At 59.5% G+C, this 23507-nt stretch carries 25 protein-coding genes and 1 riboswitch; of the genes, 7 read left to right on the plus strand and 18 right to left on the minus strand.

Annotation, left to right across the window (positions count from 1 at the left end):
- Window positions 1-86: 86 nt before the first annotated feature.
- Both DW892_RS04070 and DW892_RS04075 read left to right on the plus strand, forming a co-directional pair.
- Window positions 87-1484, plus strand: coding sequence for an aminopeptidase (locus tag DW892_RS04070; RefSeq protein ID WP_117765881.1), 1398 nt, complete (start codon window positions 87-89; stop codon window positions 1482-1484).
- A 103-nt stretch (window positions 1485-1587) separates the two neighbouring features.
- Window positions 1588-2397 (plus strand): YaaA family protein, encoded by an 810-nt coding sequence (locus DW892_RS04075; RefSeq protein ID WP_117765883.1) that lies wholly within the window; start codon window positions 1588-1590, stop codon window positions 2395-2397.
- 40 nt (window positions 2398-2437) lie between these two features.
- On the opposite strand, the gene DW892_RS04080 is transcribed toward DW892_RS04075, so the two are convergent.
- Complete coding sequence (locus DW892_RS04080) at window positions 2438-2953, minus strand: hypothetical protein (protein WP_117765885.1); 516 nt, start codon at window positions 2951-2953, stop codon at window positions 2438-2440.
- Window positions 2954-3015: 62 nt separating this feature from the next.
- A riboswitch (TPP riboswitch) is annotated at window positions 3016-3132 on the plus strand.
- Between DW892_RS04080 and thiC the strand changes: the two genes are divergently transcribed.
- Together thiC and thiD are read left to right on the plus strand one after the other, a co-directional pair.
- Window positions 3124-4458 (plus strand): phosphomethylpyrimidine synthase ThiC, encoded by a 1335-nt coding sequence (gene thiC, locus DW892_RS04085; protein ID WP_117765887.1) that lies wholly within the window; start codon window positions 3124-3126, stop codon window positions 4456-4458. Its footprint overlaps the riboswitch before it by 9 nt.
- Before the next feature lie 192 nt (window positions 4459-4650).
- Window positions 4651-5481 carry a bifunctional hydroxymethylpyrimidine kinase/phosphomethylpyrimidine kinase gene (gene thiD / locus DW892_RS04090; protein ID WP_117765889.1) on the plus strand — a complete coding sequence of 277 codons (831 nt, stop codon included), beginning with the start codon at window positions 4651-4653 and terminating at the stop codon, window positions 5479-5481.
- Between the two features lie 332 nt (window positions 5482-5813).
- On the opposite strand, the gene DW892_RS04095 is transcribed toward thiD, so the two are convergent.
- The 4 genes from DW892_RS04095 to DW892_RS04110 all read right to left on the minus strand — a co-directional run bounded on the left by DW892_RS04095 (window position 5814) and on the right by DW892_RS04110 (window position 8936).
- Window positions 5814-6473 carry an SGNH/GDSL hydrolase family protein gene (locus DW892_RS04095; RefSeq protein ID WP_117584214.1) on the minus strand — a complete coding sequence of 220 codons (660 nt, stop codon included), beginning with the start codon at window positions 6471-6473 and terminating at the stop codon, window positions 5814-5816.
- A gap of 75 nt (window positions 6474-6548) precedes the next feature.
- Window positions 6549-7682, minus strand: a complete 1134-nt coding sequence (locus tag DW892_RS04100) for a TIGR02452 family protein (protein ID WP_117765893.1) — start codon at window positions 7680-7682, stop codon at window positions 6549-6551.
- A 140-nt stretch (window positions 7683-7822) separates the two neighbouring features.
- Window positions 7823-8518: a Bax inhibitor-1 family protein gene (locus DW892_RS04105; protein ID WP_117786661.1), complete on the minus strand. Its 696-nt coding sequence runs from the start codon at window positions 8516-8518 to the stop codon at window positions 7823-7825.
- A gap of 79 nt (window positions 8519-8597) precedes the next feature.
- The gene (locus tag DW892_RS04110) at window positions 8598-8936 is read right to left on the minus strand and encodes a hypothetical protein (RefSeq protein WP_147326358.1); all 339 of its coding nucleotides are present in this window, start codon (window positions 8934-8936) and stop codon (window positions 8598-8600) included.
- Window positions 8937-9186: 250 nt separating this feature from the next.
- Here DW892_RS04110 and DW892_RS04115 point away from each other — a divergent pair, with 250 nt between their 5' ends.
- The 3 genes from DW892_RS04115 to DW892_RS04125 all read left to right on the plus strand — a co-directional run bounded on the left by DW892_RS04115 (window position 9187) and on the right by DW892_RS04125 (window position 11740).
- Window positions 9187-10236 (plus strand): inorganic phosphate transporter, encoded by a 1050-nt coding sequence (locus DW892_RS04115; RefSeq protein WP_055251696.1) that lies wholly within the window; start codon window positions 9187-9189, stop codon window positions 10234-10236.
- A 67-nt stretch (window positions 10237-10303) separates the two neighbouring features.
- Window positions 10304-10927 (plus strand): DUF47 domain-containing protein, encoded by a 624-nt coding sequence (locus DW892_RS04120; RefSeq protein WP_055251695.1) that lies wholly within the window; start codon window positions 10304-10306, stop codon window positions 10925-10927.
- Window positions 10928-11209: 282 nt separating this feature from the next.
- On the plus strand, window positions 11210-11740 hold the full coding sequence (locus tag DW892_RS04125; RefSeq protein WP_117765895.1) for a nitroreductase family protein: 531 nt from the start codon (window positions 11210-11212) through the stop codon (window positions 11738-11740).
- Window positions 11741-11904: 164 nt separating this feature from the next.
- Here DW892_RS04125 and DW892_RS04130 read toward each other — a convergent pair whose 3' ends face one another.
- From DW892_RS04130 to murB, 13 genes are all read right to left on the minus strand, one after another.
- Window positions 11905-12579 carry a DivIVA domain-containing protein gene (locus tag DW892_RS04130; RefSeq protein WP_006234242.1) on the minus strand — a complete coding sequence of 225 codons (675 nt, stop codon included), beginning with the start codon at window positions 12577-12579 and terminating at the stop codon, window positions 11905-11907.
- A 61-nt stretch (window positions 12580-12640) separates the two neighbouring features.
- The gene (locus tag DW892_RS04135) at window positions 12641-12928 is read right to left on the minus strand and encodes a YggT family protein (RefSeq protein ID WP_040358293.1); all 288 of its coding nucleotides are present in this window, start codon (window positions 12926-12928) and stop codon (window positions 12641-12643) included.
- A gap of 15 nt (window positions 12929-12943) precedes the next feature.
- Complete coding sequence (locus DW892_RS04140) at window positions 12944-13666, minus strand: cell division protein SepF (protein ID WP_055251691.1); 723 nt, start codon at window positions 13664-13666, stop codon at window positions 12944-12946.
- Between the two features lie 60 nt (window positions 13667-13726).
- Window positions 13727-14464, minus strand: a complete 738-nt coding sequence (locus DW892_RS04145) for a YggS family pyridoxal phosphate-dependent enzyme (protein ID WP_055251689.1) — start codon at window positions 14462-14464, stop codon at window positions 13727-13729.
- Window positions 14465-14583: 119 nt separating this feature from the next.
- On the minus strand, window positions 14584-15441 hold the full coding sequence (locus DW892_RS04150) for a PhoU domain-containing protein (RefSeq protein ID WP_117765897.1): 858 nt from the start codon (window positions 15439-15441) through the stop codon (window positions 14584-14586).
- A gap of 92 nt (window positions 15442-15533) precedes the next feature.
- Entirely contained in the window at window positions 15534-16337 is an 804-nt protein-coding gene (gene pstB, locus DW892_RS04155) for a phosphate ABC transporter ATP-binding protein PstB (RefSeq protein WP_089571588.1), read from the minus strand.
- 12 nt (window positions 16338-16349) lie between these two features.
- Entirely contained in the window at window positions 16350-17255 is a 906-nt protein-coding gene (gene pstA / locus DW892_RS04160) for a phosphate ABC transporter permease PstA (protein ID WP_117765899.1), read from the minus strand.
- Window positions 17256-17258: 3 nt separating this feature from the next.
- Window positions 17259-18185, minus strand: a complete 927-nt coding sequence (pstC, locus tag DW892_RS04165) for a phosphate ABC transporter permease subunit PstC (protein ID WP_117584223.1) — start codon at window positions 18183-18185, stop codon at window positions 17259-17261.
- Between the two features lies 1 nt (window position 18186).
- The gene (locus DW892_RS04170; RefSeq protein ID WP_055251678.1) at window positions 18187-19023 is read right to left on the minus strand and encodes a phosphate ABC transporter substrate-binding protein; all 837 of its coding nucleotides are present in this window, start codon (window positions 19021-19023) and stop codon (window positions 18187-18189) included.
- The gene (locus tag DW892_RS04175; protein ID WP_117765901.1) at window positions 19020-19820 is read right to left on the minus strand and encodes a polyphenol oxidase family protein; all 801 of its coding nucleotides are present in this window, start codon (window positions 19818-19820) and stop codon (window positions 19020-19022) included. Before DW892_RS04175 ends, DW892_RS04170 begins: the two co-directional genes overlap by 4 nt.
- A 210-nt stretch (window positions 19821-20030) precedes the next feature.
- The gene (gene ftsZ / locus DW892_RS04180; RefSeq protein WP_055251674.1) at window positions 20031-21185 is read right to left on the minus strand and encodes a cell division protein FtsZ; all 1155 of its coding nucleotides are present in this window, start codon (window positions 21183-21185) and stop codon (window positions 20031-20033) included.
- A 199-nt stretch (window positions 21186-21384) separates the two neighbouring features.
- Entirely contained in the window at window positions 21385-22170 is a 786-nt protein-coding gene (locus DW892_RS04185; protein WP_233546806.1) for a cell division protein FtsQ/DivIB, read from the minus strand.
- A 424-nt stretch (window positions 22171-22594) separates the two neighbouring features.
- Window positions 22595-23506 carry a UDP-N-acetylmuramate dehydrogenase gene (murB, locus tag DW892_RS04190; RefSeq protein ID WP_117765905.1) on the minus strand — a complete coding sequence of 304 codons (912 nt, stop codon included), beginning with the start codon at window positions 23504-23506 and terminating at the stop codon, window positions 22595-22597.
- Window position 23507 lies beyond the last annotated feature (1 nt).

The following is a 23507-nucleotide window of genomic DNA, read 5'->3' on the forward strand; positions in this document are numbered from 1 at the left end:
GGCTTCCCTGCCGCCGCGGGCCCGCGCGTGATACGATGGCTCACGGTACATCAACCAGCACGATCGATCCGAAAGGAGCCTGCGTCATGGAGCGTCCCAGCGCATGGAAAAAGTACACGCCACAGCAGATCGAGGAGCTCGAGGAGCTTTGCCGCGGCTATAAGCAGTTTTTGAGTGAGAACAAGACCGAGCGCCTGTGCGTCAAGGCCGGTATCAAGATGGCCGAGGAGGCGGGCTACGTCAATCTGGAGACCGTGATCGCCGAGGGCCGCGCGCTCAAGGCAGGCGACAAGGTGTACGCCGCCAACCACGGCAAGGACCTCATGCTCGTCAACCTGGGCTGTGCCCCGCTTGAGCAGGGCTTTAACATCCTGGGCGCCCACATTGACTCGCCGCGCCTGGACCTCAAGCAGAACCCCGCCTTCGAGGCCGGCGACATGGCTTATCTCGACACGCACTACTATGGCGGCGTCAAGAGCTACCACTGGGTCGCTTCCCCGCTCGCACTCGTGGGCGTCATCTGCAAAAAGGACGGCACCACCGTCGACATCAACATCGGTGACAAGGCCGACGACCCGGTCTTTACCATCTCCGACCTGCTGATCCACCTCTCGAGCGAGCAGATGGCCAAGCCCGCCAAGGACGCCGTCGACGCCGAGATCCTCGACGTGATCGTGGGCGGCCGCCCCGTCAAGTTTGACGAGGACGACAAGGACGCTCCCAAGGAGCCCGTCAAGCAGATGTTCCTGGATATCCTCAAGGAGCAGTACGACGTCGAGGAGGAGGACTTCCTCTCCGCCGAGATCGAGGTCGTGCCCGCCGGCCCCGCCCGTGACATGGGCCTCGACCGCTCCATGATTCTGGGCTATGGCCACGACGACCGTGTCTGCGCCTATCCGTCCATGCTCGCCCAGATCAACGTCGCCAACGTGGAGCGCACGAGTATCACGCTCATCGTCGACAAGGAGGAGATCGGCTCCGTGGGCGCCACCGGCATGACGAGCCGTTTCTTCGAGAACACCGTCGCCGAGATCATGACGCTCGCCGGCGAGAGCAGCCCGCTGGCCCTGCGCCGCGCACTCGCCCGCAGCCGCATGCTCTCCTCTGACGTGTCCGCCGGCTTCGACCCGGGCTACGCCGGCAAGTTCGAGACCAAGAACGCCGCCTTTATGGGTCGCGGCCTGTGCTTTAACAAATACACGGGCAGCCGTGGCAAGGGCGGCTCCAACGACGCCGACGCCGAGTACGTCGCTCTCATCCGCGACATCATGGACGAGGCAGGCGTGGACTTCCAGACCTGCGAGCTCGGCCGCGTCAACGCGGGTGGCGGCGGCACCATCGCCTACATCATGGCCGAGTATGGCATGAACGTCATCGACTCCGGCGTTGCCGTCCTGTCCATGCACGCCCTGTGGGAGGTCGCCAACAAGGCCGATATCTACGAGGCCTATCGCGGCTACAAGGCCTTCATCGAGCGCGCCTAACCAACCCTTCATCAGTTGCGGTGAAATACGGACTAAACTGGCCCATAAACGGCCAAAACAGGCCGTATTCCACCGCAACTTCCTTTTTGGCAGAGGAGAGTCCATGCTGCAGGTCATCATTTCGCCCGCCAAGCAGATGCGTGCGGCCCAAGATGCTTTTGAAGTCCTGGGCATTCCACCTTTTGCGCACGAGACGGCTCGCCTCCACCGCGCACTGCTAGATATCGAGCGGAATGAAGGCAGCGGAGGTCTGCAGGCGCTCTGGAACGTGAGCGACAAACTGCTGGGGCCTTGCCTCAACACCCTGCATGAGTTTGGGCCCATCCTGAAAAACGGCGATCTCGACAATCCCGCACTCGCCCGTCACCTCTCCCCTGCCGTCATGTCCTATCACGGCATTCAATACCAGAGCATGGCACCCGAGGTGATGGATTCCGCGCAGCTCGCATGGCTGCAAGACCATCTGTGGATCCTATCGGGCCTTTACGGATGCGTACGCCCCTTTCATGCCGTTGAACCGTATCGGCTGGAGATGGGCGCGAAGCTTGCCGTCGACGATGCCCGAGACCTCTATGCGTTTTGGGGCGACAAGCTCGCACGGGCCATCGCTCCGGCAGGCTCCAACGCTACGATCGTCAACCTCGCCAGCGCGGAATACGCCAAAGCCGTTCTGCCCCGCCTCACCACCGATGCCACGGTCGTCACATGCCTCTTTGGCGAAGGCATCCGCAACGGCAAGCCCATCCAGCGCTCGACCGCCAGCAAAAAGGCACGCGGCTCCATGGTGCGCTGGATGGCAGAAAACAAGCTCGAGGATGTAAGCGGGCTCACCGCGTTCGACGTTGGTTATCGCCACTTTCCCGAGCTTTCAAATAAAAACACTTTGGTCTTCCTGAACGAACAGACCTTGTAGGATCACCGCTACCTTTGAATGTGCCGCCTAGGCACGGCGTCTATTCCGCCAAGCCGTCGGCTTTGGTAATTTCATTTGTCGAGCCGTCCTGATAGGTAATCTTGACATGCTCAACCTCGGACACCGCAACACCCGTCGGAGGCTCCAGGCGCCATTCCGTCAGCGCAATGTCCATGGTCGTGGGAACGTCCCCCTGATCTTTGAGCTCGACCGACAGCGTCTTAAGCGACGCATCGAAGGTCACGCGCTCGATCTCTTCACCAGGAATGGAGCCACCGCTCAGCTGCAGCTGCACAAACTCGTCGCGCGGATACCAATAGTCGCCCGGCGCGGCCACCGTGTTACCACCAGCGACCTTCACCGTCATGATCGGCAGGGCATCGTCGGCCTCAAACTCCCAGGCAGCGCCGCCGCGACCACCATACGTCCAGATACAAAAGGCAATCACCAGCACGGCAAGCACCGCAAAGCCAATCGCGACAAGGCCATGGTGCGCACGGCTTTCCTCGGCCGATACATCCCATTGCGTCTCTCGATATAGATGCTTGTCTTCCATGTTCGCCTCCCCACAGGCACGCTCGTTGGCCCAATCGTACCCATTCAGGCTATACTTGAGCCCATGACATAACGGGGAGCTTGCAGGACAAGACGACAGGCTGAGATTGGGCGCGCCCGCCCTGACCCGCAAACCTGATATGGGTAATGCCAACGAAGGGAGCCGTGCCAATGAGCACACAGACCGAGCCCAAGCTCGTCACACAAATCGACTTCGCCCGCGCCGGGCAGATCACACCGCAGATGAAGGAGGTCGCCGAGCGCGAGCATCGCGACCCCGAGTACATCCGCGAGCGCGTGGCCGACGGTCGCATCGCCATTCCCGCCAACATCGTGCATATCAAAAAGGGCATGCGCGCCTTTGGTGTCGGCGAGGGCCTGGCCACCAAGGTCAACATCAACCTGGGCATCTCGGGCGACAAGGCCGATGCCGCCGAGGAGTGGAAGAAGGTCAAGATCGCCGAGGACTTTGGCGCCGACGCCATCATGGACCTCTCCAACTCGGGCAAGACGCGCCAGTTCCGCCAGCAGCTCATCGACGAGACGCCGCTCATGGTGGGCACGGTGCCCATGTACGACGCCATCGGCTACATGGAAAAGCCGCTGGTCAAGCTTACCAAGGACGACCTGCTCGAGGTCGTGCGCGCACACGCCGAGGATGGCGTGGACTTTATGACCATCCACTGCGGCATCAACAAATCGGTCATCAAGACCTTTAAGGAGACCGGCCGCCTGATGAACATCGTCAGCCGCGGCGGCTCGCTGCTGTTTGGCTGGATGGAGGTCACCGGCAACGAGAACCCCTTCTACGAGTTTTACGACGAGGTGCTCGAGATCTGCCACGAGTACGATGTGACGATCTCGCTCGGCGACTCCTGCCGCCCGGGCTGTCTCTACGACTCCAACGACGCCACCGAGACCGCCGAGATGATCGAGCTGGGCAAGCTGTGCAAGCGCGCCTGGGCCGCCGGCGTCCAGGTCATGGTCGAGGGCCCGGGCCACATGGCGCTCGACGAGATTGCCGCCAATATGAAGCTGCAGAAGCGTCTGTGCCACAACGCCCCGTTCTATGTGCTCGGGCCGCTGGTGACCGATATCGGCGTGGGCTACGACCACATCACCGCCGCCATCGGTGGCGCCATCTCCGCCAGCTCCGGTGCCGACTTCCTGTGCTACGTGACGCCTGCCGAGCACCTGTGCCTGCCCAACGCCCAGGATGTGCTCGACGGCCTCATGGCCACCAAGATCGCCGCACACGCCGCCGACATCGCCAAGAAGGTGCCACACGCCCGCGACATGGACGACAAGATGGGCCAGGCACGCCGCAAGCTCGACTGGGATGCCATGTGGGAGTGTGCTCTCGACCCAGTTACGGGCAAGAAGCGCTACGAGGAGTCACCCGCTGCCACCGAGGGCACTTGCACCATGTGTGGCAAGATGTGTGCCGTCCGTACCGTTAACAAGGTGTTCGAAGGCACGACGATCGACCTCGGCATGGAGGACTAGCCTTATCGCCGCGATTCGCCGCGATCGCCTATAGGCTCACCGCAGCACCTGCCAATTGTTAACTTGTGAACATTTGCCTGCATTTGCGTAAAGATTGCATCGCCCGCCCGGGTTCGGAATACAGCCGGCCCGGGCATCTTTATAATGCGGGGTAAAAGACCCATTTGAATCCGACCGGACAAGGGAGCGAACATGGATCGCAGCAAGGTACCCGCCGTTCTATCCATCGCAGGATCCGATTCCAGCGGTGGCGCCGGCATTCAGGCAGACATCAAGACCATCACGGCGCACCGCCTGTATGCCGAGACAGCCATCACCGCTATCACCGCACAAAACACGCTCGGCGTCACCGCCGTGCAGAATATCTCTCCCGATATCGTCGCTGCGCAAATTGACGCCGTCTTTGACGATATTCGCCCCAACGCGGTCAAAATCGGCATGGTTTCGTCCACCGAGATTATCGAAGTTATCGCCGACCGCCTGAGCGCATGGAACGCAACCAACGTGGTCGTCGACCCCGTTATGGTCGCCACTTCGGGCGCTCGCCTCATTGCCGAGGATGCCGCCGAGGCGCTCACGCGTCGCCTGTTCCCGCTGGCGACCGTCATCACGCCCAACATTCCCGAGGCCATGGCGTTGCTCGACTACGAGGTCGATTCCGAGCGCACGCAGCAAAACGCCGCCATGCTCCTCACCCGCCGCTTTGGCTGCGCGTCCCTCGTTAAGGGCGGGCATTTTGTCAACGAGGCCAACGATGTGCTAGCAGAGCCCGCGCCACTCGATGACGAGGGTAACCACCTGGGCGATCCGCTCACCACATGGTTCCGCCACAAGCGCATCGAGACCGGCAACACGCATGGCACCGGTTGTACGCTTTCGTCCGCCATCGCCTGCGCATTAGCACAGGGCATGGATCTTGCCGACGCCGTCAACGCCGGCAAGGCCTACCTAACCGGCGCTCTCGCCGCCGGCTTTGACATGGGCAAAGGTTCCGGCCCCGTTAATCACATGTGGCAGTATTAAGATTCGCAGCCCAAAACTACCGCAAAGGGGACAGGCACCTTTGTGGTAGTTCCCGCAAACATCTCGATCTATAACAGTTAGAGTCCATTTTTCTGCCCATCTGTTACAGATTGAGACATTCAAATTCCGCTGAAAAGATAATCTCAATCTGTAACAGTAACTCGGCAAAATCGACCCTAGATGTTACAGATCGAGACAAACAACCGATATCGACCTAAATAATCTTAATCTGTAACATCTAGCCCGTTTCCGGCCTTGGAACTGTTACAGATCAAGACAAAGCAGCGAAACAAGCCGCCGCAAGGGAAACTTTTGTACCGCTTTGGGTCGCGCTACTCACCGAGCATCTCTTGGAGCTTGGCTGCCACGGCATGTCCCAAGCTCTCGTGGCTTTCGGGCATCATATGCAGATAGTCGATATCGCCCGGCTCGGCAAACTCGGCGGCATTCAAAAAGTCGCAGCCAAACTGCTCGGCCACGTGCGCATAGTACTCGCCAAAATGTTCAGATGCCTCGACGGAACGCTCGTCAAAATCGGTCATATATACATCGGCGATCTGCGGCTTGATCTTGATAGGAGCCATCAACAGGATGCGCGGGCAAGGCGCAGCGTCGGTCCACGGAAACGCGCGGACGGCGCGAATCAGCGCCATGGCGCCACGGGCGATATCGGAAGCTGTCACGTTAAAGACCGTCTTACAGTCGTTGGTGCCCAGCATGATCACAATGGCGTCCAGCGGCTTATGAGCCTCGAGCAGCATCGGAAGCGCGCGAATGCCGTTGAGGTTAGTGTCCAGATGGCACATGTCGTCGCGTACCGTCGTGCGGCCGTTGAGGCCTTCTTCAATTACATGCCAGCCCTCGCCTAAGTCACGTTGGACCACGCCACACCAGCGCACATCCTGCGCATAGCGCACCGCGGTACCGTCGCGCATGCCCGCCGGATCGTAACCATAGGTGTTGCTGTCACCAAAGCATAGAACGTTTTTCATCGTAAGCTCCCCACTCAATAAAAAGCCGACGGGAGCAGCCCCCGTCGGCTCGGTATATCGCATCACGCGCACCGTTTACAGGTACTTGCGCCAGTCGTCGTCATCCTCGTCATCCTCGGCAGCGGCCTGAGCCTGCTCGGCGGCACGGGCGGCTGCGGTGCGGGCGGCAACCTGAGCATAGGACTCCTCGTTGCGCTCGGGGAAGTTTGCCAGCACGTGCTCGAACTTGGCGAAGTCCTCGTCCCAGCGCGTAGAGGGCACGGCAAAGAAGACCTGCTTGACCTTGAAGTCGCCCGACGCGAGCTCCTTGCGGAAGAGCTCGGCCACGGCCTCGGCATCAAAGCCGTTGTTGTCGCAGCCCCAAGCGCCCAGCACGAGCTTCTCGCGACCAAGCTCATCGCAGATGGCGAGCACAAAGCGAATGCGGTCGCGCAGGGCATCCAGAAGAGCATCGTCGCTCACGCGATACTCCTGGCGGGCGCGCCTAACGTTGGGCGCGGCGGCCACGATCACGTCGGCGTATGCATGCACGTGGTTGCGGTCGAAGCGCACCGCAGGCACCACCAGGGCGCGGTTACGATAGAGCTCGCAGTTGATGTTGCGGCGACGGTTCTCGCCGTACCACTTACGCTGCTTATCGAGAACGTTGTACAGATACGAATCGGCGCACAGCGTGGCCTCCTGGCCCAGATAACCCTGAATATATCCACCGCCCGGATTGGTAAACGAGGCAAAGGCGAGCACGGCCATGTCGCAGAACTGCGCATAGCCGCGACCGTTATCGAGGATTGCCTGCGTGGCGGAGGCATCAAGCACAGTGACCTCGGGCAGGACCGGAGCGGGCTCCTCAGCAGGCGCGGACTCAGCTTCGGCGATTTCCTCGGCAGGCTCCTCGACGGGCTCGGGCGCCGCCTCGGTCTCGGGCGCCGCCTCGACCTCGGCAGTCTCCGCGTTCTCGACGTCCTCGGCGACCTGCTCTTCGGCGGCCACAGCACTCTGAACCTTGGCCTTCATCGCCGCGACAAAGCCGGCAGGCATACCGTCAAACTCGCGAACACCGGCAAGCGAACGCTCGATATCCTTGGCGCACGCTTCGGACACAGTTGCCACGTGACGCTCGGCGGCCTTGGCACGGGCCTCGCGCTTGGGATTGGGCTGACCCGCTCGGTTGGACCTGCGGTTACGGTTCCTGTTGTCGACGTCTGCCATACGTGGCCACCTTTCCTGTCGCTGCCGCTATCGGCTTTTCCCATCCATGATACCCCGCCGCGTACAAAAAAGACGGCCCCGAAGGACCGCCTTTCACATCGTTTTACCGCGTCCGACAAGAAACGCTGCAATCCCCCGCGCTAGTCGCGACGACCGAGGATGTTCAGGATGCGCAGGAACACGTTGATAATGTCCACGAACAGATTGGACGCCATGAGCACCGCATTGGGCAGCGTGGGCGGCACCGTCGTGGCAACATAGGTGTCGTAGCCAATAAAGCCGGCGAACACCACGATCACGATCAGGTCGGTGATGGTCTGCGAGACGCCCATGAACATCAGCACGATCTCAACCAGAATAGTGGCGAGCAGAATGCCAAAGCCGATGCCATATACGCGCTGGAAAAACTTGGGGAACGTCACGCCCAAGGCGCCAAAGACAAAGGTGATGGCGGCCGTGGCGATAAAGGCAGTGTTGATGGTAGGCAGGTCGTAGTTGGCAAGGCCAAACGACGCGGTCAGGCCGAAGGTACTCGCAAAGATTACGTAGCCCACAAGGGACAGACCCACGGACTGCTTGCCCGCAGCAGCCGACATCATGACCATGCCGACGATGGTTAAAATAAACGAGCCAAAGACCAGTGGCAGGGCGGCGCCGCTCATCATCATGCGCGCAAACGACATGGTGCTCGTAAAGTAGGCGCCGGCACCCATGGCGCAAAAGCCCAAGAAGATCAGGGCAGATATGGCGAGATTGTACGCGCGCGGCGACATCTCCTTGGCGCGACTTGCGCCGGTCTCGACGGGGCCGTTCTGATAGCCCTGAATATCGTTCATGCTTCGTCCTTTCAAAAAGCGCCACGACAGCGCAGCAGGTGACAAGATTCCTGCCATTGTACCCGAACGCCGTGCGTCCTTACCTACGGCGCTCGCCCTCAAGCGTACGATCAAACGCCCAAACCCACCAACGCATCACGTGTGCCTGCGAGCCGTCCGCCCGCTCGCGCGTCTGGTCCTCCAGATACAACTCGGTCGCGTGCCCGCCAAAACGCACCTTATAGGTTGCCGTACGAATGCCGTGAACCGTCAGGCCAAACCCAGTGGTCGAGACAATCTCGTCAATCGTAAAGCAACGACCGTCGACCCAGCAGACGGTGACCGGCACGACCTGTCCGCCCGCGAGGATGCGAGCCACGACGTCCACATACTGCTTGTGCACGCGCCGAGTTTTGCCATCTGTCTGTCGATATTCCATGCCTCCTATTATCGAACGCATGTTTGCATGTTGTAAAGCGAACAGGTTGTGGTTTTGGGGTGTTGGGGCGCGCGCACGTGTCCTCATGGTGTGTTAGCAAAAAGAACACCCACGGTCAACAGGGCTAATATTCATTTTTAGCGCCAAAAAATTCACTGCTCCCATCAGAACTCGGTAAAGAAACCCGCAGGAGGTGATACGATTTATCATGTTTCTGTAACGTGCCTGCAAACTTCGAGAAAGCCCATATATGGACGTAACGTTCTCAACCTTCCTCGGCCAACTTGTGTCGAACCCAGTCCTTGCCGTCACCGTGATCCTCGCGCTCGGCGCCATCTTCGTCAATGGATGGACCGACGCACCCAACGCCATCGCGACCTGCGTCACTACGCGTTGCATGCCCGCCCGCGCCGCTATTCTCATGAGTGCCGCATTCAACTTCCTTGGCGTGCTCATCATGACGCACTTTAACGCGAGCGTCGCCAACACCATCTCCCATATTGTCGACTTTGGCGGAAACAGCACCATGGCGCTCGCCTGTCTGTGCGCGGCGCTGTTCTCCATCGTCGTCTACGGCGCCACAGCGTCGCGTTTTGGCATCCCCACCTCGCAAAGCCACAGCCTTATCGCCGGCCTGACCGGTGCCGCCATCGCCCTCGGCGGTGCGAGCAGCGTCAACGTCCACGAGTGGATGAAGGTCATCTACGGCCTGGCGCTCTCCATCGGTCTGGGCTTTGTCATGGGCTGGGTCCTGTGCAAGCTCGTCTCGATTCTTTTCGCCGCCGCCAACAGGCGACGTGCCAATGTCTTCTTTAAATACGCTCAGATCGCGAGCGCTGCGGCCATGAGCTTTATGCACGGCGCGCAGGATGGACAGAAGTTCATCGGCGTGCTCTTTTTAGGCGTGGCCTTTGCCAGCGGCCAGACGAGCGTCGGCGATGCCGGCATCCCCATCTGGATTATGCTGCTATGCTCGGCCACCATGGGCATCGGCACCAGCGTGGGCGGCGAGCGCATCATCAAGTCCGTTGGCCAGAGCATGGTCAAGCTCGAAAAGTATCAGGGCTTCTCCGCCGACCTGGCGGGCGCCGCGAACCTGCTGCTTGCCACCCTTACCGGCATCCCCGTGTCCTCCACGCACATCAAGACCTGCGCCATCATGGGCGTCGGTGCCGTCAAACGCCTCTCGGCCATCAACTTCGGCGTCGTCAAGGACATGATGTTCACCTGGTTCTTCACCTTCCCCGCCTGTGGACTCATCAGCTTTGTCATGGCCAAGCTGTTCATGATGTTCATCTAGTCAAACCGAACGTCCATCCGGACCGTAACACCTCGCCCACCCGTCTTCGCCTCGAAAGGACCCACTCATGGCAAAGAAACCCGATTCGTTCTACTTTGACAACTACGTCGCCTGCGCCGACCTTGCCGTCCAGGCCGCCGAGCTGCTCACCAAGATTTTCGAGAACTTCGATCCTGCAAAGATTCACGATATGCTCGACAAGATGCACGCGATCGAGCATGCGGCCGACAAGAAGCACCACGAGCTCGAAGACGCCTTGCTCACCGCCTTTATCACCCCGCTTGAGCGCGAGGACCTGGACCTGATGAGCTGCTCGCTCGACACCGTGCTCGACCGTATCGAGGGCGTCGTGCAGCGCGTCTACTTCACCAACATCCAGAGCATCCATCCCGACGCCATCGTCATCGCCCACAAGGTGACCGACGCCTGCCGCGCCATGAAGGACCTGATGGTCGAGCTGCCTAACTACCGCAAGTCCAAGACGCTGCGCGAGCTCGTCATCCAGATCAACACCATCGAGTCCGAGGCCGACGAGCTCTATATCAACGCCATGCGTAACCTGCACGTTAACGGCAAGGACCCGCTCGAGGTCATCGCTTGGCGTGACGTGTACGCCTTCCTGGAGTACTGCGCCGACTGCTGCGAGAATGTGGCCGATGTCGTGGATTCGATTGTCATGAAGAACAGTTAATTGGGGGTACGTGTCCCGGCGGCGAAGGGCCGGCCACGGTTTGCTTTCTCACTCCGGCTGCTTTGCAGAGTCGTTCGAAAGTAAACCGTGGCCGGCCCTTCGCCTTACATATCACCATTGGAACTTTGGCTGATAGTTATAGCGCAATGGGGGTTTGGCTGAAGGGACCTTTGGTATCCGTTCGGACACTTTGGCCCTTGATGAGCGTTTGGCTGATTGCTGCTTTGGGTACTCTTTGGGTTACTTTTGGTTTGTTTGATTTTTAATTTTAGGAGGGCTTGTATGTCTTATTTGGATCTGGCTCGTGGTCGGTATTCTTGTCGCGAGTTTGAGGACCGTTCTGTTGAGCAGGCTGTGGTGGATGCCATTGTTGAGGCTGGGCGTATTGCTCCTTCTGCTTGTAATAATCATCCAGCCCGTGTGATGGTGCTGGATACGCCTGAGCTGTTGGAGAAGGCTGCTGCTTGTCAGCCTCGGTTTGCTCGTGATGGGTCTATCTTTGGAGCTCCGCTTGTCTTCCTTATTTGCAGCGTTACCGATGATGCTTGGGTGCGCCCTTATGACCAGATGAATTCCAGTGAAATCGATACGTCCATCGTGTGCGACCAGATGATGATGGAGGCCACCGAGCAGGGCCTGGGAACGTGCTGGGTATGCCATTTTAAGCCTGAGGTGGCACAGGAGCAGTTCAATCTGCCCAAGTGCGTCTATCCCTATCACATGCTCGTCTGTGGCTATCCCGCCGACCACATCGCCGATCCCGAGCATCGCGAGGCCCGCACTATTCCCCTCTCCAACTTCCTCCTCAAGTAGTTTTAGACATACCTTAAAATCTACCTTTTACCACGCGCCCTTCGCCGAGTTCTGTCCTATCGCATGCAGAGCTCGGCGTTTTGTTTCCCAACCCGTATACAGCCACAAAAAAGGAGCCCGCAGGTGCGAGCTCCTCTTAAGGACACTAGATTGTAGCTCTGATGCTAGTCCAGGTCGTCGGCAGCAAAGTTGTCGATCGGGGCGAAGGGATCGGCCACGGGGACAACCGGGTCAGCGACGGGCAGCGGCTCGGCGGGAACAGTCACCGCAGGAGAAGCGGCAGAACCGACCGGCGTGGAGGCCATGAGGTCGGCCGGGAAGGAGTTCTGGGCATCGTCCATGAAGTGCTGGATGAGCTTGAGGTACTCGGCCTTGAACTCCTCGCGGGAAGCCTTGAGACGATCGATTTCCTCGAGCTCGGCCTGCTTCTCGGTCAGAGCCTGGCGGATAACCTCGCGGGCCTTAGCGTCAGCCTCGTTGCGGATACGCTCAGCGTTCTCGTTGGCATCGTTGACGATGGTCTCAGCGGTCTGCTGGGCAGCGATCAGGGCAGCGGAAATCTGGCGCTCCTGAGCGGAGAAGTCAGGGGCGGGAGCAGCCACGGGGGCGGCAGGAACGGCTTGGGCGGTGGCATCCTGAGCCTGGGCAAGCTGAGCCTGCGCATCGGCAAGCTGCTGCTCGGTAGCAGTCAGGCGACCCTTAAGGTCGACGATCTTAGCGAGCATAGCGTCAACCTCGGAGGACAGCGTCTCCAAGAAGACGTCGACCTCGGCGGGATCGTAGCCACGCTTGGCCTCAGAGAAAGTCTGAGCCTGGATGTCTGCAGGGGTAATAGCCATAACAAGTCTCCTTTTTCATCGCCTCGGCGCTATACGCCCGACGTAAGTTACTAAGTCAGTTCTATACGAGTATACCTATAAGAAGCTGCAGAACCAGCCTCTGCACCAACTGCAACGCAATAATCGCAACGACCGGCGAAAAATCGATACCGCCCATCGGCGGGATGAAACGACGGAACAGGTTGAGCCACGGACCGCACACGCTATCGAGCACCGCAGCAATATCCTGAAGCAAACCACCCTGCTTCATGGGAATCCACGTCATAAAGCAGTAGACGACAATGAGCGTGGAATAGAAGTTGAACAGCGTGTTGACCAGCTGGACGATAGTGTAGATGTTGATGGGAATCTCCTCGTCTTGTCTTTACTTAAGGTAGCCGTCGGCACGAAGCTTCTTGAGATCGGAATCTTTGACCTCGCAGCCGGCGGGCAGCACCATGAACACACGGTCGCCCACCTCCTTGACCGTGGCACCCAGACCGCAGGCAAAGCCGTAAGAGAAGTCCAAGACGCGCTTAGCAACTTCGGTGCGTACGCCCACAAAAATCAGTGCGACAGGCTGCTTGGTGCGAACGCGGCGCACTACGGTCTCCACGTCGTCATAGCTCTCGGGGCGCAGGACATAGGCCGGCAGCTGCGGCGTGGCGTTGATGATATTGCTCGCATAGGCCGAGGCATCGCTCGGTGCAGGCGCGGGCGCAGCGGCGGCACGGGCGCGGGTGTTCTCGGCGTAGCTCGACGGCGTGTCATAGGCACCAGGACGATAACCGCTCGCAACGCTGTCCTGCGAGCGCGAAGGCGGGTTATACGTCGTGGCATGACGGGAGTCATCGCCGACAAGCTGACCGGAGCGCGTATACACGGCAACCGACTCAGCTTCACCGCGGCGCGTCTGGCCAAGCAGGCCGTTGCTCGGCTCGTCTTGGGTGTAGAAGCCCTCGCCCGAAGCACCGCTGTAGCCGTTGCCCTGATAACTATCGTCATAGCCGTCATCGTAGCCGTAGTCGTCGTCCTGGCCATAACCCTGGTCGTAACCCTGCTGGCCGCCCAGGTGCATCTTATTTTTAATCTCGTCAAGGAAGCCCATGGTTGTGTCCTCTCGCGGTTTAGTGCAGGCACCCCGATAATCAGTGCGCACTTCAGAGCCTTATTTTACTGCAAACTCCGGGCTAAATACTACCCTGCCCAGGCGAACGAGCGTAGAGCCCTCCTCAAGGGCAGGCTCAAAGTCCTCGCTCATGCCGCAGGAAAGCTCAGGCAGGTTCAAATCGGGATGCGCCGCCTCCAGCTCATCCCTCAGCTCACGAAGCCCCGCAAAGGTGCGGCGTGCCACATCCTTATTCCCCCGGGGCGCCATAGTCATAAGCCCCTGTACGCAAATTCCCTCAAGTTCCGCAAGCTCACCCGCGGCGGCGCGAATCTCATCGGGCGAAAAGCCTCCCTTCGACTCCTCACCACTCACATTGACCTCGATGAGCACACACTGGGGGCCGGCGAGCTCGCCTGCCTCAATCTTGCGGACAGCACGGCTCGAGATCGCCTGCGCCAGATGCAGCGAACCCACCGAGTGAATCAGCTCGGCTGAGCCCAGCACTGCATTGATCTTATTGGTCTGCAGGTTGCCGATCATATCGAAGCGCACCTCGGGCAGCTCCGGATGCTCCGCCAGACCCGTGAGCTTGCGAACCAGCTCCTGCGGGCGGTTCTCGGCAAAATTGCGATACCCCGTCTGGATGGCGGCAACGGTCTCATCGACACCAACGGTCTTGGACACGGCAATGAGGCGCGCGGCGTCGTGGGGGCGGCCCGCGCGATCGAGCGCCGCATAAAAACGTTCCAGAATCTGCTCGCGGCGAGCGCGCATCAAGTCCAAATAGTTATCCATTGCTAATCGCCTCCGCTGACAGCCAAACAAGTAGTCCCATGCTAACGCAAGAGCGCGGCCCCGCATGTGCAAGGCCGCGCTCACTTAGGTATTTACAATCTTTCGACGAACGGGGTCACTTACTCCTCGTCGTCCTCGCCATCGTCCTCGTCCTCAAGATGATCGAGCAGGTAGCGAAGACCCTCGCTGACCTCGTTAGCGGGCACCTTGGCAACGTAGCGAGCGTCGACGGCGGGCCTCATGATAACACCCTCGCCCGAAGGCACGCGCATGCTCTCGAGCTCATCCTCGTCCACACGGGCGATATCGCCGGCGTTCATACGCTGACCAGTCAACAGGAAGGTCAGACGGCAAGCGGCATCGATGGAAATCGAAGCGATGCGATCGAGGTAGCGCGAAACCATGATAGCGCGGCGCAGGTCGTCATAGTTGCTGTCGTCGTCCATAAAGTCGCCCGTATCCATACGGTTAAAGGTGCGGAAGAACTTCTCGTAGGCGGCGTGCACCGGCTCGTCCTCGACGGCCAAGTTGCAGATGATGGACATGTCATTGGTGACGAGCGCAGAAAGCGAAGAGCCCAGCACCTGGTAAACAGCTTCGGCCTCGGCCTCAACCGTACCGACGAGCTCCTGGGGCAGCGAGATGTCGGCCTTGATCATATGACGCGTGGCACGGCAGATCTGACGGACCTTATCGGTCATGCGCTGCAGGTTAAAGTCGACGTAGATAATCGTCTGCAGCAAGCGGAAGTCGGAGGCGACCGGCGACTGCGTGGCGATCAGGTTGTAGCACACGGCCTCCAAGTTGGCGCAGCGCGCGTCAATCGAAAGCGTGCGCTTCTTGGTCTTGGTGGCGAGCTTGCGGTCGTCGGTCGCATAGGCCTTAACGGCATCGTGGAGGGCCAGATCGACGGCCTCGTAGATGCTCAGCATCTCGTGGCGGGCCTCGATGAGCTGACGGGAAAACAGTTTACGCATGGTTCACTCCAATCAGTTGGGTGCGGTCATGCCGCCCGCACAGTGAATACGCACCGGACCAGGTCCGATCGGCTTGGGACTAGTCGCACCGATCAGCCAAAGCGGCCGGTGATATAGTCTTCCGTCCGCGAGTCCACCGGGCTGGTGAAGATCGCGTCGGTTTGACCATACTCGATGAGCGTGGCGGGCTCGCCGGCAACTTCCTGCAAGAAGAATGCGGTGTAGTCGCTGATACGAGCTGCCTGCTGCATTGAATGCGTGACGATGATGATCGTCATCTCGGGCGCCAGCTCGGCCATCAGATCCTCGACCTTAGAGACGGATGTGGGATCGATGGCGGAGCAGGGCTCGTCCATCAGAAGGACATCGGGTTGCACCGCAAGCACGCGCGCGATGCACAGACGCTGCTGCTGACCGCCCGAGAGCGCCAAACCATCCTTGTTGAGCTGATTGGATACCTCTTTCCAGAGGTTGGCGCGCTTGAGCGATTCTTCCACGATGTCATCGAGGTCGCTTTTGCTAGTCACGCCCTGCAGACGAGGGCCAAAGGCGACATTCTCGTAGATGGATTTTGGAAACGGGTTGGGCTGCTGAAAAATCATGCCCACGCGGCGACGGAGGTCGACCGGGTCGACGCCCTCGGCATAGATATCGTTGCCGTCGAGCGTCATGGTGCCCTCGACGCGCGTACCCTCGATCAGGTCATTCATGCGGTTGATGCAGCGCAAAAACGTCGACTTACCGCAGCCCGAAGGGCCAATGAAGGAGGTGATGGCGTTTTTGGCGATGTTGAGGTCGAGCCCCGTCAGCGCATGAAAGTCACCGTACCAAAAGTTGAAATCCTTGGCCGTAATGGCCGCTTGCTCCAGCGTGGGAGCGGACTGATAAACGGACATGGGACTCCTTAACTAGCGACGCTTGCGCGACAGGAAGCGCGCAAACAGGTTGAAGGCCAGAATGATCACCATCAGCAAGAGCGCGGTGCCGTAGGCTGCGTTCATGTTGATGCCGTCGTTGGCAAGCAGGTACAGGTGAACCGTCATGGGGCGGCCGGAATCGAGCGGCGAGATAGGTAGATTGATGGCCTGGCCCATGGTGTAGAGCACCACGGCGGTCTCGCCAATGGCACGGCCGATGGCAAGGACAATGCCCGTGGCAATACGGCCAAAGGCAGAAGGAAGCACGATCTTGGAGACAACCTGCCACTTGGTGGCGCCCAGGCCATACGCGCCCCAACGGATATAGCGCGGAACGGCGCGAATGGCCTCTTCGGTGGTGCGCATGACGATGGGAAGCATCAAGAGCGCAAGCGCCAGAGCGGCCGAGACCATCGAAAGGCCCAGACCCATAGCCTCGACAAACAAGGCGTAGCCAAACAGGCCCATAACGATGGAGGGCACCGAGGCCAAAGCGTCAGCAGCGTAGCGAATGAGCTCGACGATCTTGCCCTGCTTGGCGTACTCGGCCAGATAGACGGCTGCCAGCACAGCGATCGGCGTGCAGATAAGCATGGCGAGCGCCGTCACATAGACGGTCGAGACGATCGTGGGCCAAATACCGCCCTCGGCGTTGACGCCCTGGGGCCAACCGAAGATAAAGTCGAGCGAGATGTGTGGCAGGCCGTTGATGACCACGTAGGCGATGATAGCGACCAGCACCAGCGTGGTGATGTATGCCGCGGCACGGAACACGCCAAGCATGATCTTGTTGGACAGGTCCTTGTTGATGCGGCCCTTCTTGCCGTGGGAAAGGGCACGCTTGATGCGCTCGCGCGACGAGGTCGTATCGACCGACGGGGCGACGGAATCGGACATAGCCTACCCCCTCTTCTTCTTGGAAACCAGGCGGACGATGCCCACCAGCGTGGCGGAAATGATAAACAGGACCACGCCCATGCCGAACAGCGCCGAGCGATGCAGACCCGAGGAATAGCTCATGTCGAGCGCAATCTGGCTCGTGAGCGTCGAGATGGGGCTCGCAATGCTGTCGGGAATAACCGGGGCGTTACCCACGACCATGAGCACGGCCATGGTCTCGCCGATGGCACGGCCCATACCCAGCACGATGGCATCCACGATACCCAGCTTGGCGGCAGGTAACACGACCTTATAGATAGTCTGCCACTTGGTGGCGCCCATGGCATACGATGCCTCGCGAATGCCCATGGGAATGGAATTGAGAGCATCGATGGTAAGCGTCGTGATGGTGGGCACGATCATAATGGCGAGCACGAACCACGCCGTCAGCGCGCCAAAACCAAGACCGCCGGTCAGTTGTGCGATAAACGGGCGGATGATGATCATGCCAAAGAAGCCATAGATGATAGAAGGGATGCCGGCCAACAGGTCAACGGCAGGGCTGATGAGCTTGCGCACGCGCTTGCTGGCGATCTCGACCAGATACACGGCCGTGCCCACGCCTAGGGGCACACCCATGGCGAGCGCACCGACGGTCACCAGACCCGAGCCGGCAAGCAGCGACACGATGCCGTAGTGACCCTCAGAGGGCGCCCACGTAAAGCTAAAGAAGTCCGCCAGACCGATGTCGGTAAAGACGGGCAGCGCCGAGTACGTGGTAAAGACAAAAATCAGGATGACGGTAACGACCGCCAAGAACGCGCAGGCAAAGAAGATCCACTGCAGCGCCTTCTCCTTGATATAGGTACTGCGCGATACGAGCGCCAGCTCGCGCTTCTTGGGCGTCTGAACATTCCGCTCAGTCTGGGAGTTTTCCTGTGCTTCCATGCTACTCACTCCCCTTCTCGTCGTTGGTGACGGGGATAAAGCCCGCCTCGCGAATCTGCTTGTCCATCTTTTCGGACGTCACGTAGTCGATGTAATCCTGCGCCTGCTGCGAAGGCGCACCCTTCACAAAGAAGTAAAGGTCGCGTGAGATTGGATAGCCGCCGCTCGCGACCGTCTTCTCGGACGCCTCAACATGATTGACCGAGACGGCCTTGACCGAGGTCTTGGCGTTGAGGCTATCGACGAAGCCCAGCGAAATGTAGCCGATGGCACCGCGCGAACGAGATACCACGTCGCGCACCTGGCCCGTGCCCGAAAGAACGGCCGAGCGGCGATCGAACGGGGTGCCGTCCATCACGATGGTGCGAAAGGCCTCACGCGTGCCGGACGCCTCATCTCGGTTGATGACCTGAATCCTCAGGTCCTCGCCACCGACTTCTTTCCAGTTGGTGATCTTGCCGGCGTAAATATCGCGGAGCTGCTCGGTCGAGAGGTTATCGACCGGGTTATCGTCGTTCACGATGACCGCGATACCGTCGTGGGCAATGACGATGGGAGTCAGGCCCAAATCCTGTTCGTCGGCATTGAGTCCACGGGAGGAGCTGGCAATATCGGCCGTGCCAGCGCTGACGGCTTCGATGCCAGCGGAAGAGCCCAAACCGGAAACGAGCACGTCGATGCCGGTCTCCTCCTTAAAGCCCTCTGCCGCAATCTCGGCGATAGGAAGGCAGGTCGTAGAGCCGGCCACGGTAATGGAAGAGGTAGAAGATCCCGAAGAACAGGCGCACAGCGTAAGCGTAAGCACAGCGGCGCTCAGGACCGATACGATCTTTCTCATAGCATCACGCCGATCGCAGCATGGCGCCCACAGGTGCCGTCCTCGTTACGGTAGGAATAAAAGCGGTCGTTCTGACGCACAGTCGAAAGCTGGGTATCCACGATATTATCCGCGTCCACACCGGCATCTACCAGCGCCTCACAAATGGCAGCGGAAAGATCGAGCATGCGAGAGGCACTCGCATCGATGCAAGAGAACTCGACGGCAAAGCGATCCATGAGTTCCTGGGATACCTCGTATTCGTCAGCCAAGATATGGGGGCCGATATAGGCGGAAACGTCGCTCGCATCGCAGCCGGCAGCATCGCAAAGCGCCTGGCACGCCTTGGCAGAAATACGTGCAATCGTGCCCTTCCAACCGGAGTGCACCACGGCAAATCCGCCGGGGGCCACCAGCACCACGGGAACGCAGTCGGCAAAGCAGAGCAGCACGGGCACGTCATGGGCCGTACAGACGATGGCATCGCAGCCCTCGGCAATCTGCTCGCGAACAGCCTCAAGATCGTCGGCGCCGTTCGAAGTCACCGTAACGATATGGTCACCATGTACCTGATTGGGCACGAGCAGATTATACTCGCACTCAGTGGCGCCCATAGCTTCAAGCGCTCGACGACGATTTTCTTGAACAGCAAAGGGGTCATCGCCTACATGCGAGCCCAGGTTGAGCGAGGAGTACGCATCTTCAGAAACGCCACCGGTGCGCTCGGTAAAGGCAAAGCGGACATCGGATGTCGCGCCCTCCACCAACGTAACTCCATCATGGTCGACACGCGAAACGTTGTCCGCACGTGCTGCCATACTAAAGCCTCCTAATAACACAAGTACCGCGGCGTCGCCGCGCAGTCCGCGTTTATACGGCTGTCATACTTCCTTAAAAGGATACCCGCAGCGGTAGGGACCAAACGTAAAGGGAACGTAAGGAGATTGGAGGCTTTCGTTTACAAACGAGAAACAAAACGGGGTGCATCCAAATGGACACACCCCGTGCAGGTCGTTGAGAAAAACGAACTAGAAGCTACCGCGCTTCAGGAAGTCGGGAAGCTCGAACTGGTCGTTGCCAAAGTTGGGCAGCTCGGTACCACCGACGTTGCGGGTCGGAGCGGCCTGAGCCGGGCTGGCAGCCGGAGCGGTGCGCTGCGGCTCAGCGGAGGCAGCGGCCTTGCTCTGAGACTGCTGAGCAGCAAAGAGCTCATCCTGACGGTTGACGTTGGAGTCGGAGAAGCCCGTAGCGATGACGGTGATACGCACCTGATCGCCCAGGGACTCGTCGACAACGGTACCGAAGATGATGTTGGCCTCGGGGTCGACGGCGTTGGCGACAACGTCGGCGGCGTCGCTGATCTCCTGGATGCCCAGGTCCTTGGAACCGGCGATGGAGAGCAGCACGCGCGTGGCACCATCGATGGAGCTCTCGAGCAGCGGGCTGGAGATGGCCTGCTGGGCAGCGTCGACGGCACGAGTATCCCCAGAAGAGGTACCGATACCCATCATGGCGGTACCGGCCTGCTTCATGATGGTCTTAACATCGGCGAAGTCCAGGTTGATGATACCGGGGACGGTGATGAGGTCGGTGATGCCCTGGGTGCCCTGGGAAAGGACGCCATCGGCAATCGCGAAGGCCTCGAGCATGGTGGTCTTCTTCTCGGCGATGTCGAGCAGCTTATCGTTAGGAATGACGATCATGGTGTCGACGCAATCGGAGAGGGTCTTGATGCCCTCCTCGGCGCTCTTCTTACGCTTGCGGCCCTCGAAGGTGAAGGGCTTGGTCACGACGGCGACGGTCAGTGCGCCGACCTCGTTCATCGCGATATCGGCAACGATGGGAGCAGCGCCGGTACCGGTGCCGCCGCCCTCGCCGCAGGTGATAAACACCATGTCGGCGCCAGCGAGCGCCTCGGCGATGTCGTCGCGGGACTCATCGGCAGCCTTGCGGCCAACCTCGGGATTGGCGCCGGCGCCCAGGCCGCGGGTAAGGTCGGTGCCGATGTGCACCTTGATATCGGCATCAGAGATCGCGAGTGCCTGAGCATCGGTGTTGATGGCAACAAACTCGACGCCGCGGATGCCCTCTTCGATCATTCGATTGACCGCGTTGGTACCGCCGCCGCCGACGCCGACCACCTTAATGACGGCAAGGTAGTTGTTGATCTCTGTCTCGTGCATGTCGGTCCTCCGAACAAAGGTTATAGCCATAGCATGGGTCGACCCCTGCGCACATTAACCTTCAGGTTGAAAGTAAATGCAAAGGTAAACCGTATTATGTTTGCACATTATGAACGTATCAGTCAAATAATTGACCGTGAAAACCAAACAAACCAGATAAACGGCGTGGTATGGCCCCTCAACAAAGCATCAACCAGCGCTACGAGGTCGGAGCATTCCTAAATGTGTAGTTGCCCGGAGAGCGCACATTGATATACGTTACGCCCTCTACCTGCGAAAGCAACTTGGTGACTACGCGTTCCTTCTTGGCGATATCGTCCGAATCGCCCAGCGACACCTCAATGCCGTTATTGAGGTTTGCCGAGATGGCTTCGACCGAAGGCGTGGAAATATCCTTGACTTGTCCCAAGAACTCGCTCGAAAAACCACGCACATAATCCAGGCCGGCCTTAACGGCTTTGGAGTTCACCGCCTGGCCGGAAACCGGAGCGACATCCGCCGAGACATCAGTCAATAACACCGCGCCATAATGCTTGGCGAGCGCCAGCGCGGCATCGATTCCGGTCAAGGTATTTGAGCCCTGCCCTGTCGTGATGACGTTGCCCTGGTCGTCCACTTCGACCGACGTCGACAGCGGGGCGATCCAGGTGTCATCGTCTCCGATAGCCCAGGCAAGGTCGTCGGAGCTGATATATGCAATGGCGATAACTTTACGCTCCGTCGGCGTGATGATAAGCGTATGCGGGAACTGACGCTGGACATCTACGCCCGAGACCCACGGGTTTTGCTTGAGATCCTCGGTAATCTGGTCGGGATCGACGTTAAAAAGCGACGTTCCCTCGGGCAAGTCGATCAGCTGGATAGCATCGTGCTTCGTCACATGCTCGCTGCCTTGAATCTGAATATCAGTGGCAGTAAACAATCCAGAGTTGATCACCACGATGACAACGACGAGCACGGCCAAGACGGCCAAAACGCCGCCCACGATTTTGCCTTTGCCTGTAACGACAGAAGCGGCGTCTGATGTTTTATTTGCCATCGCTCCAAGTGAAGATAACGGGTTGAAGCCTTTTTTACTCGAAGGCTTCTTGGCGGTAGCCGGCACCGATGTCAGCGAGCGCGGTTTCGATGCGCCCGGCGTGCGGCCTGGACGCGCCGCTTTAGTTCCCGTCGAGGGCTTGGGAGTTGCCATGGGACGGGCAGGCTTGGCGCCCATAACAGGCTTTGACGTCACAGAGGGACGCGAGGACTTTTTTGCGGCCGGACGATTACCGAGCTGCGAGCCGACGACCGGACGACTGGTCTGTCGAGCATGCCCGACAGACTTAGAGTGCGCGACGGTATTGCGTTGAGGTTTGGCAGGCGCGCCGGAACGCCCTCCGGCGCGGCGGAAGGTGGGTTTCGATGCTCTAGAAGCCGAGGAATTTAACTTCCGGTCTGAGCTCGATGCCATACGCCTCCCTCACCTTTCCGTGCACATGTCTGATAACCGCGGCAACGTCATCGGCCGAGGCAGTTCCGTTATTAACGATAAAATTAGCGTGAACGGGCGAAACTTCCGCGCCGCCAATCGAAAAACCCTTTAATCCACAATCCTCGATAAGCTTGCCCACACTCGCATCGGGCGGGTTGCGAAAGACAGACCCGCAGGATGCGCGACCCATGGGCTGCGTACGCTTGCGCCTTGTAAGGTACCGCTCCATGCGCTCGCGAATGTCGGCCTTGGGCGCCGGTTTAAGCTTGAGCACGCACTCGAGGATGATCTCATTGCGGGGAAGGCTACATTCGCGGTAGCCCCAAGAGATCTCGGACCCCGCATAATGCTTGATACCGGATGCCGGGTCAAACGTTACGACATCCTCAGCCAGCGAGCCAATCCACTCGGTCCGCGTGCCGGCATTCATAGATATCGCACCGCCGACCGAACCAGGAATGCCAACGGCAAACTCAAGGCCCGAGAGGCTACGCGACAGGGCATCGTTGACCAGGCGCGCAAACATCACGCCCGCACCGACCGTCAGCGTACAACCGTCATCGGCAACAACCGTGCGCTGGAACTCACGTCCGAGCGAAATGACGGCACCGCGATAACCGCCATCGGCAACCAGCAGATTGGAGCCCTTGCCGATGATGACCCACGGCACCTGCTCGCGATCGAGCACCGCCACGGCGCGGCGGAGGGCATGATAGCTATGGCACGTCACAAAGAGGTCGGCCTTGCCGCCGATACGATAGCTCGTATGACGCGCAAGGCGCTCGTCCTCGATCACATCCGTGTCGATCATGCCCGAGAGCGCCATGACGGCGTTAAACAGACCCATT

The sequence above is a fragment of the Collinsella sp. AM40-7AC genome (assembly GCF_003468125.1).
Taxonomy (GTDB): Bacteria; Actinomycetota; Coriobacteriia; order Coriobacteriales; family Coriobacteriaceae; genus Collinsella; species Collinsella aerofaciens_O.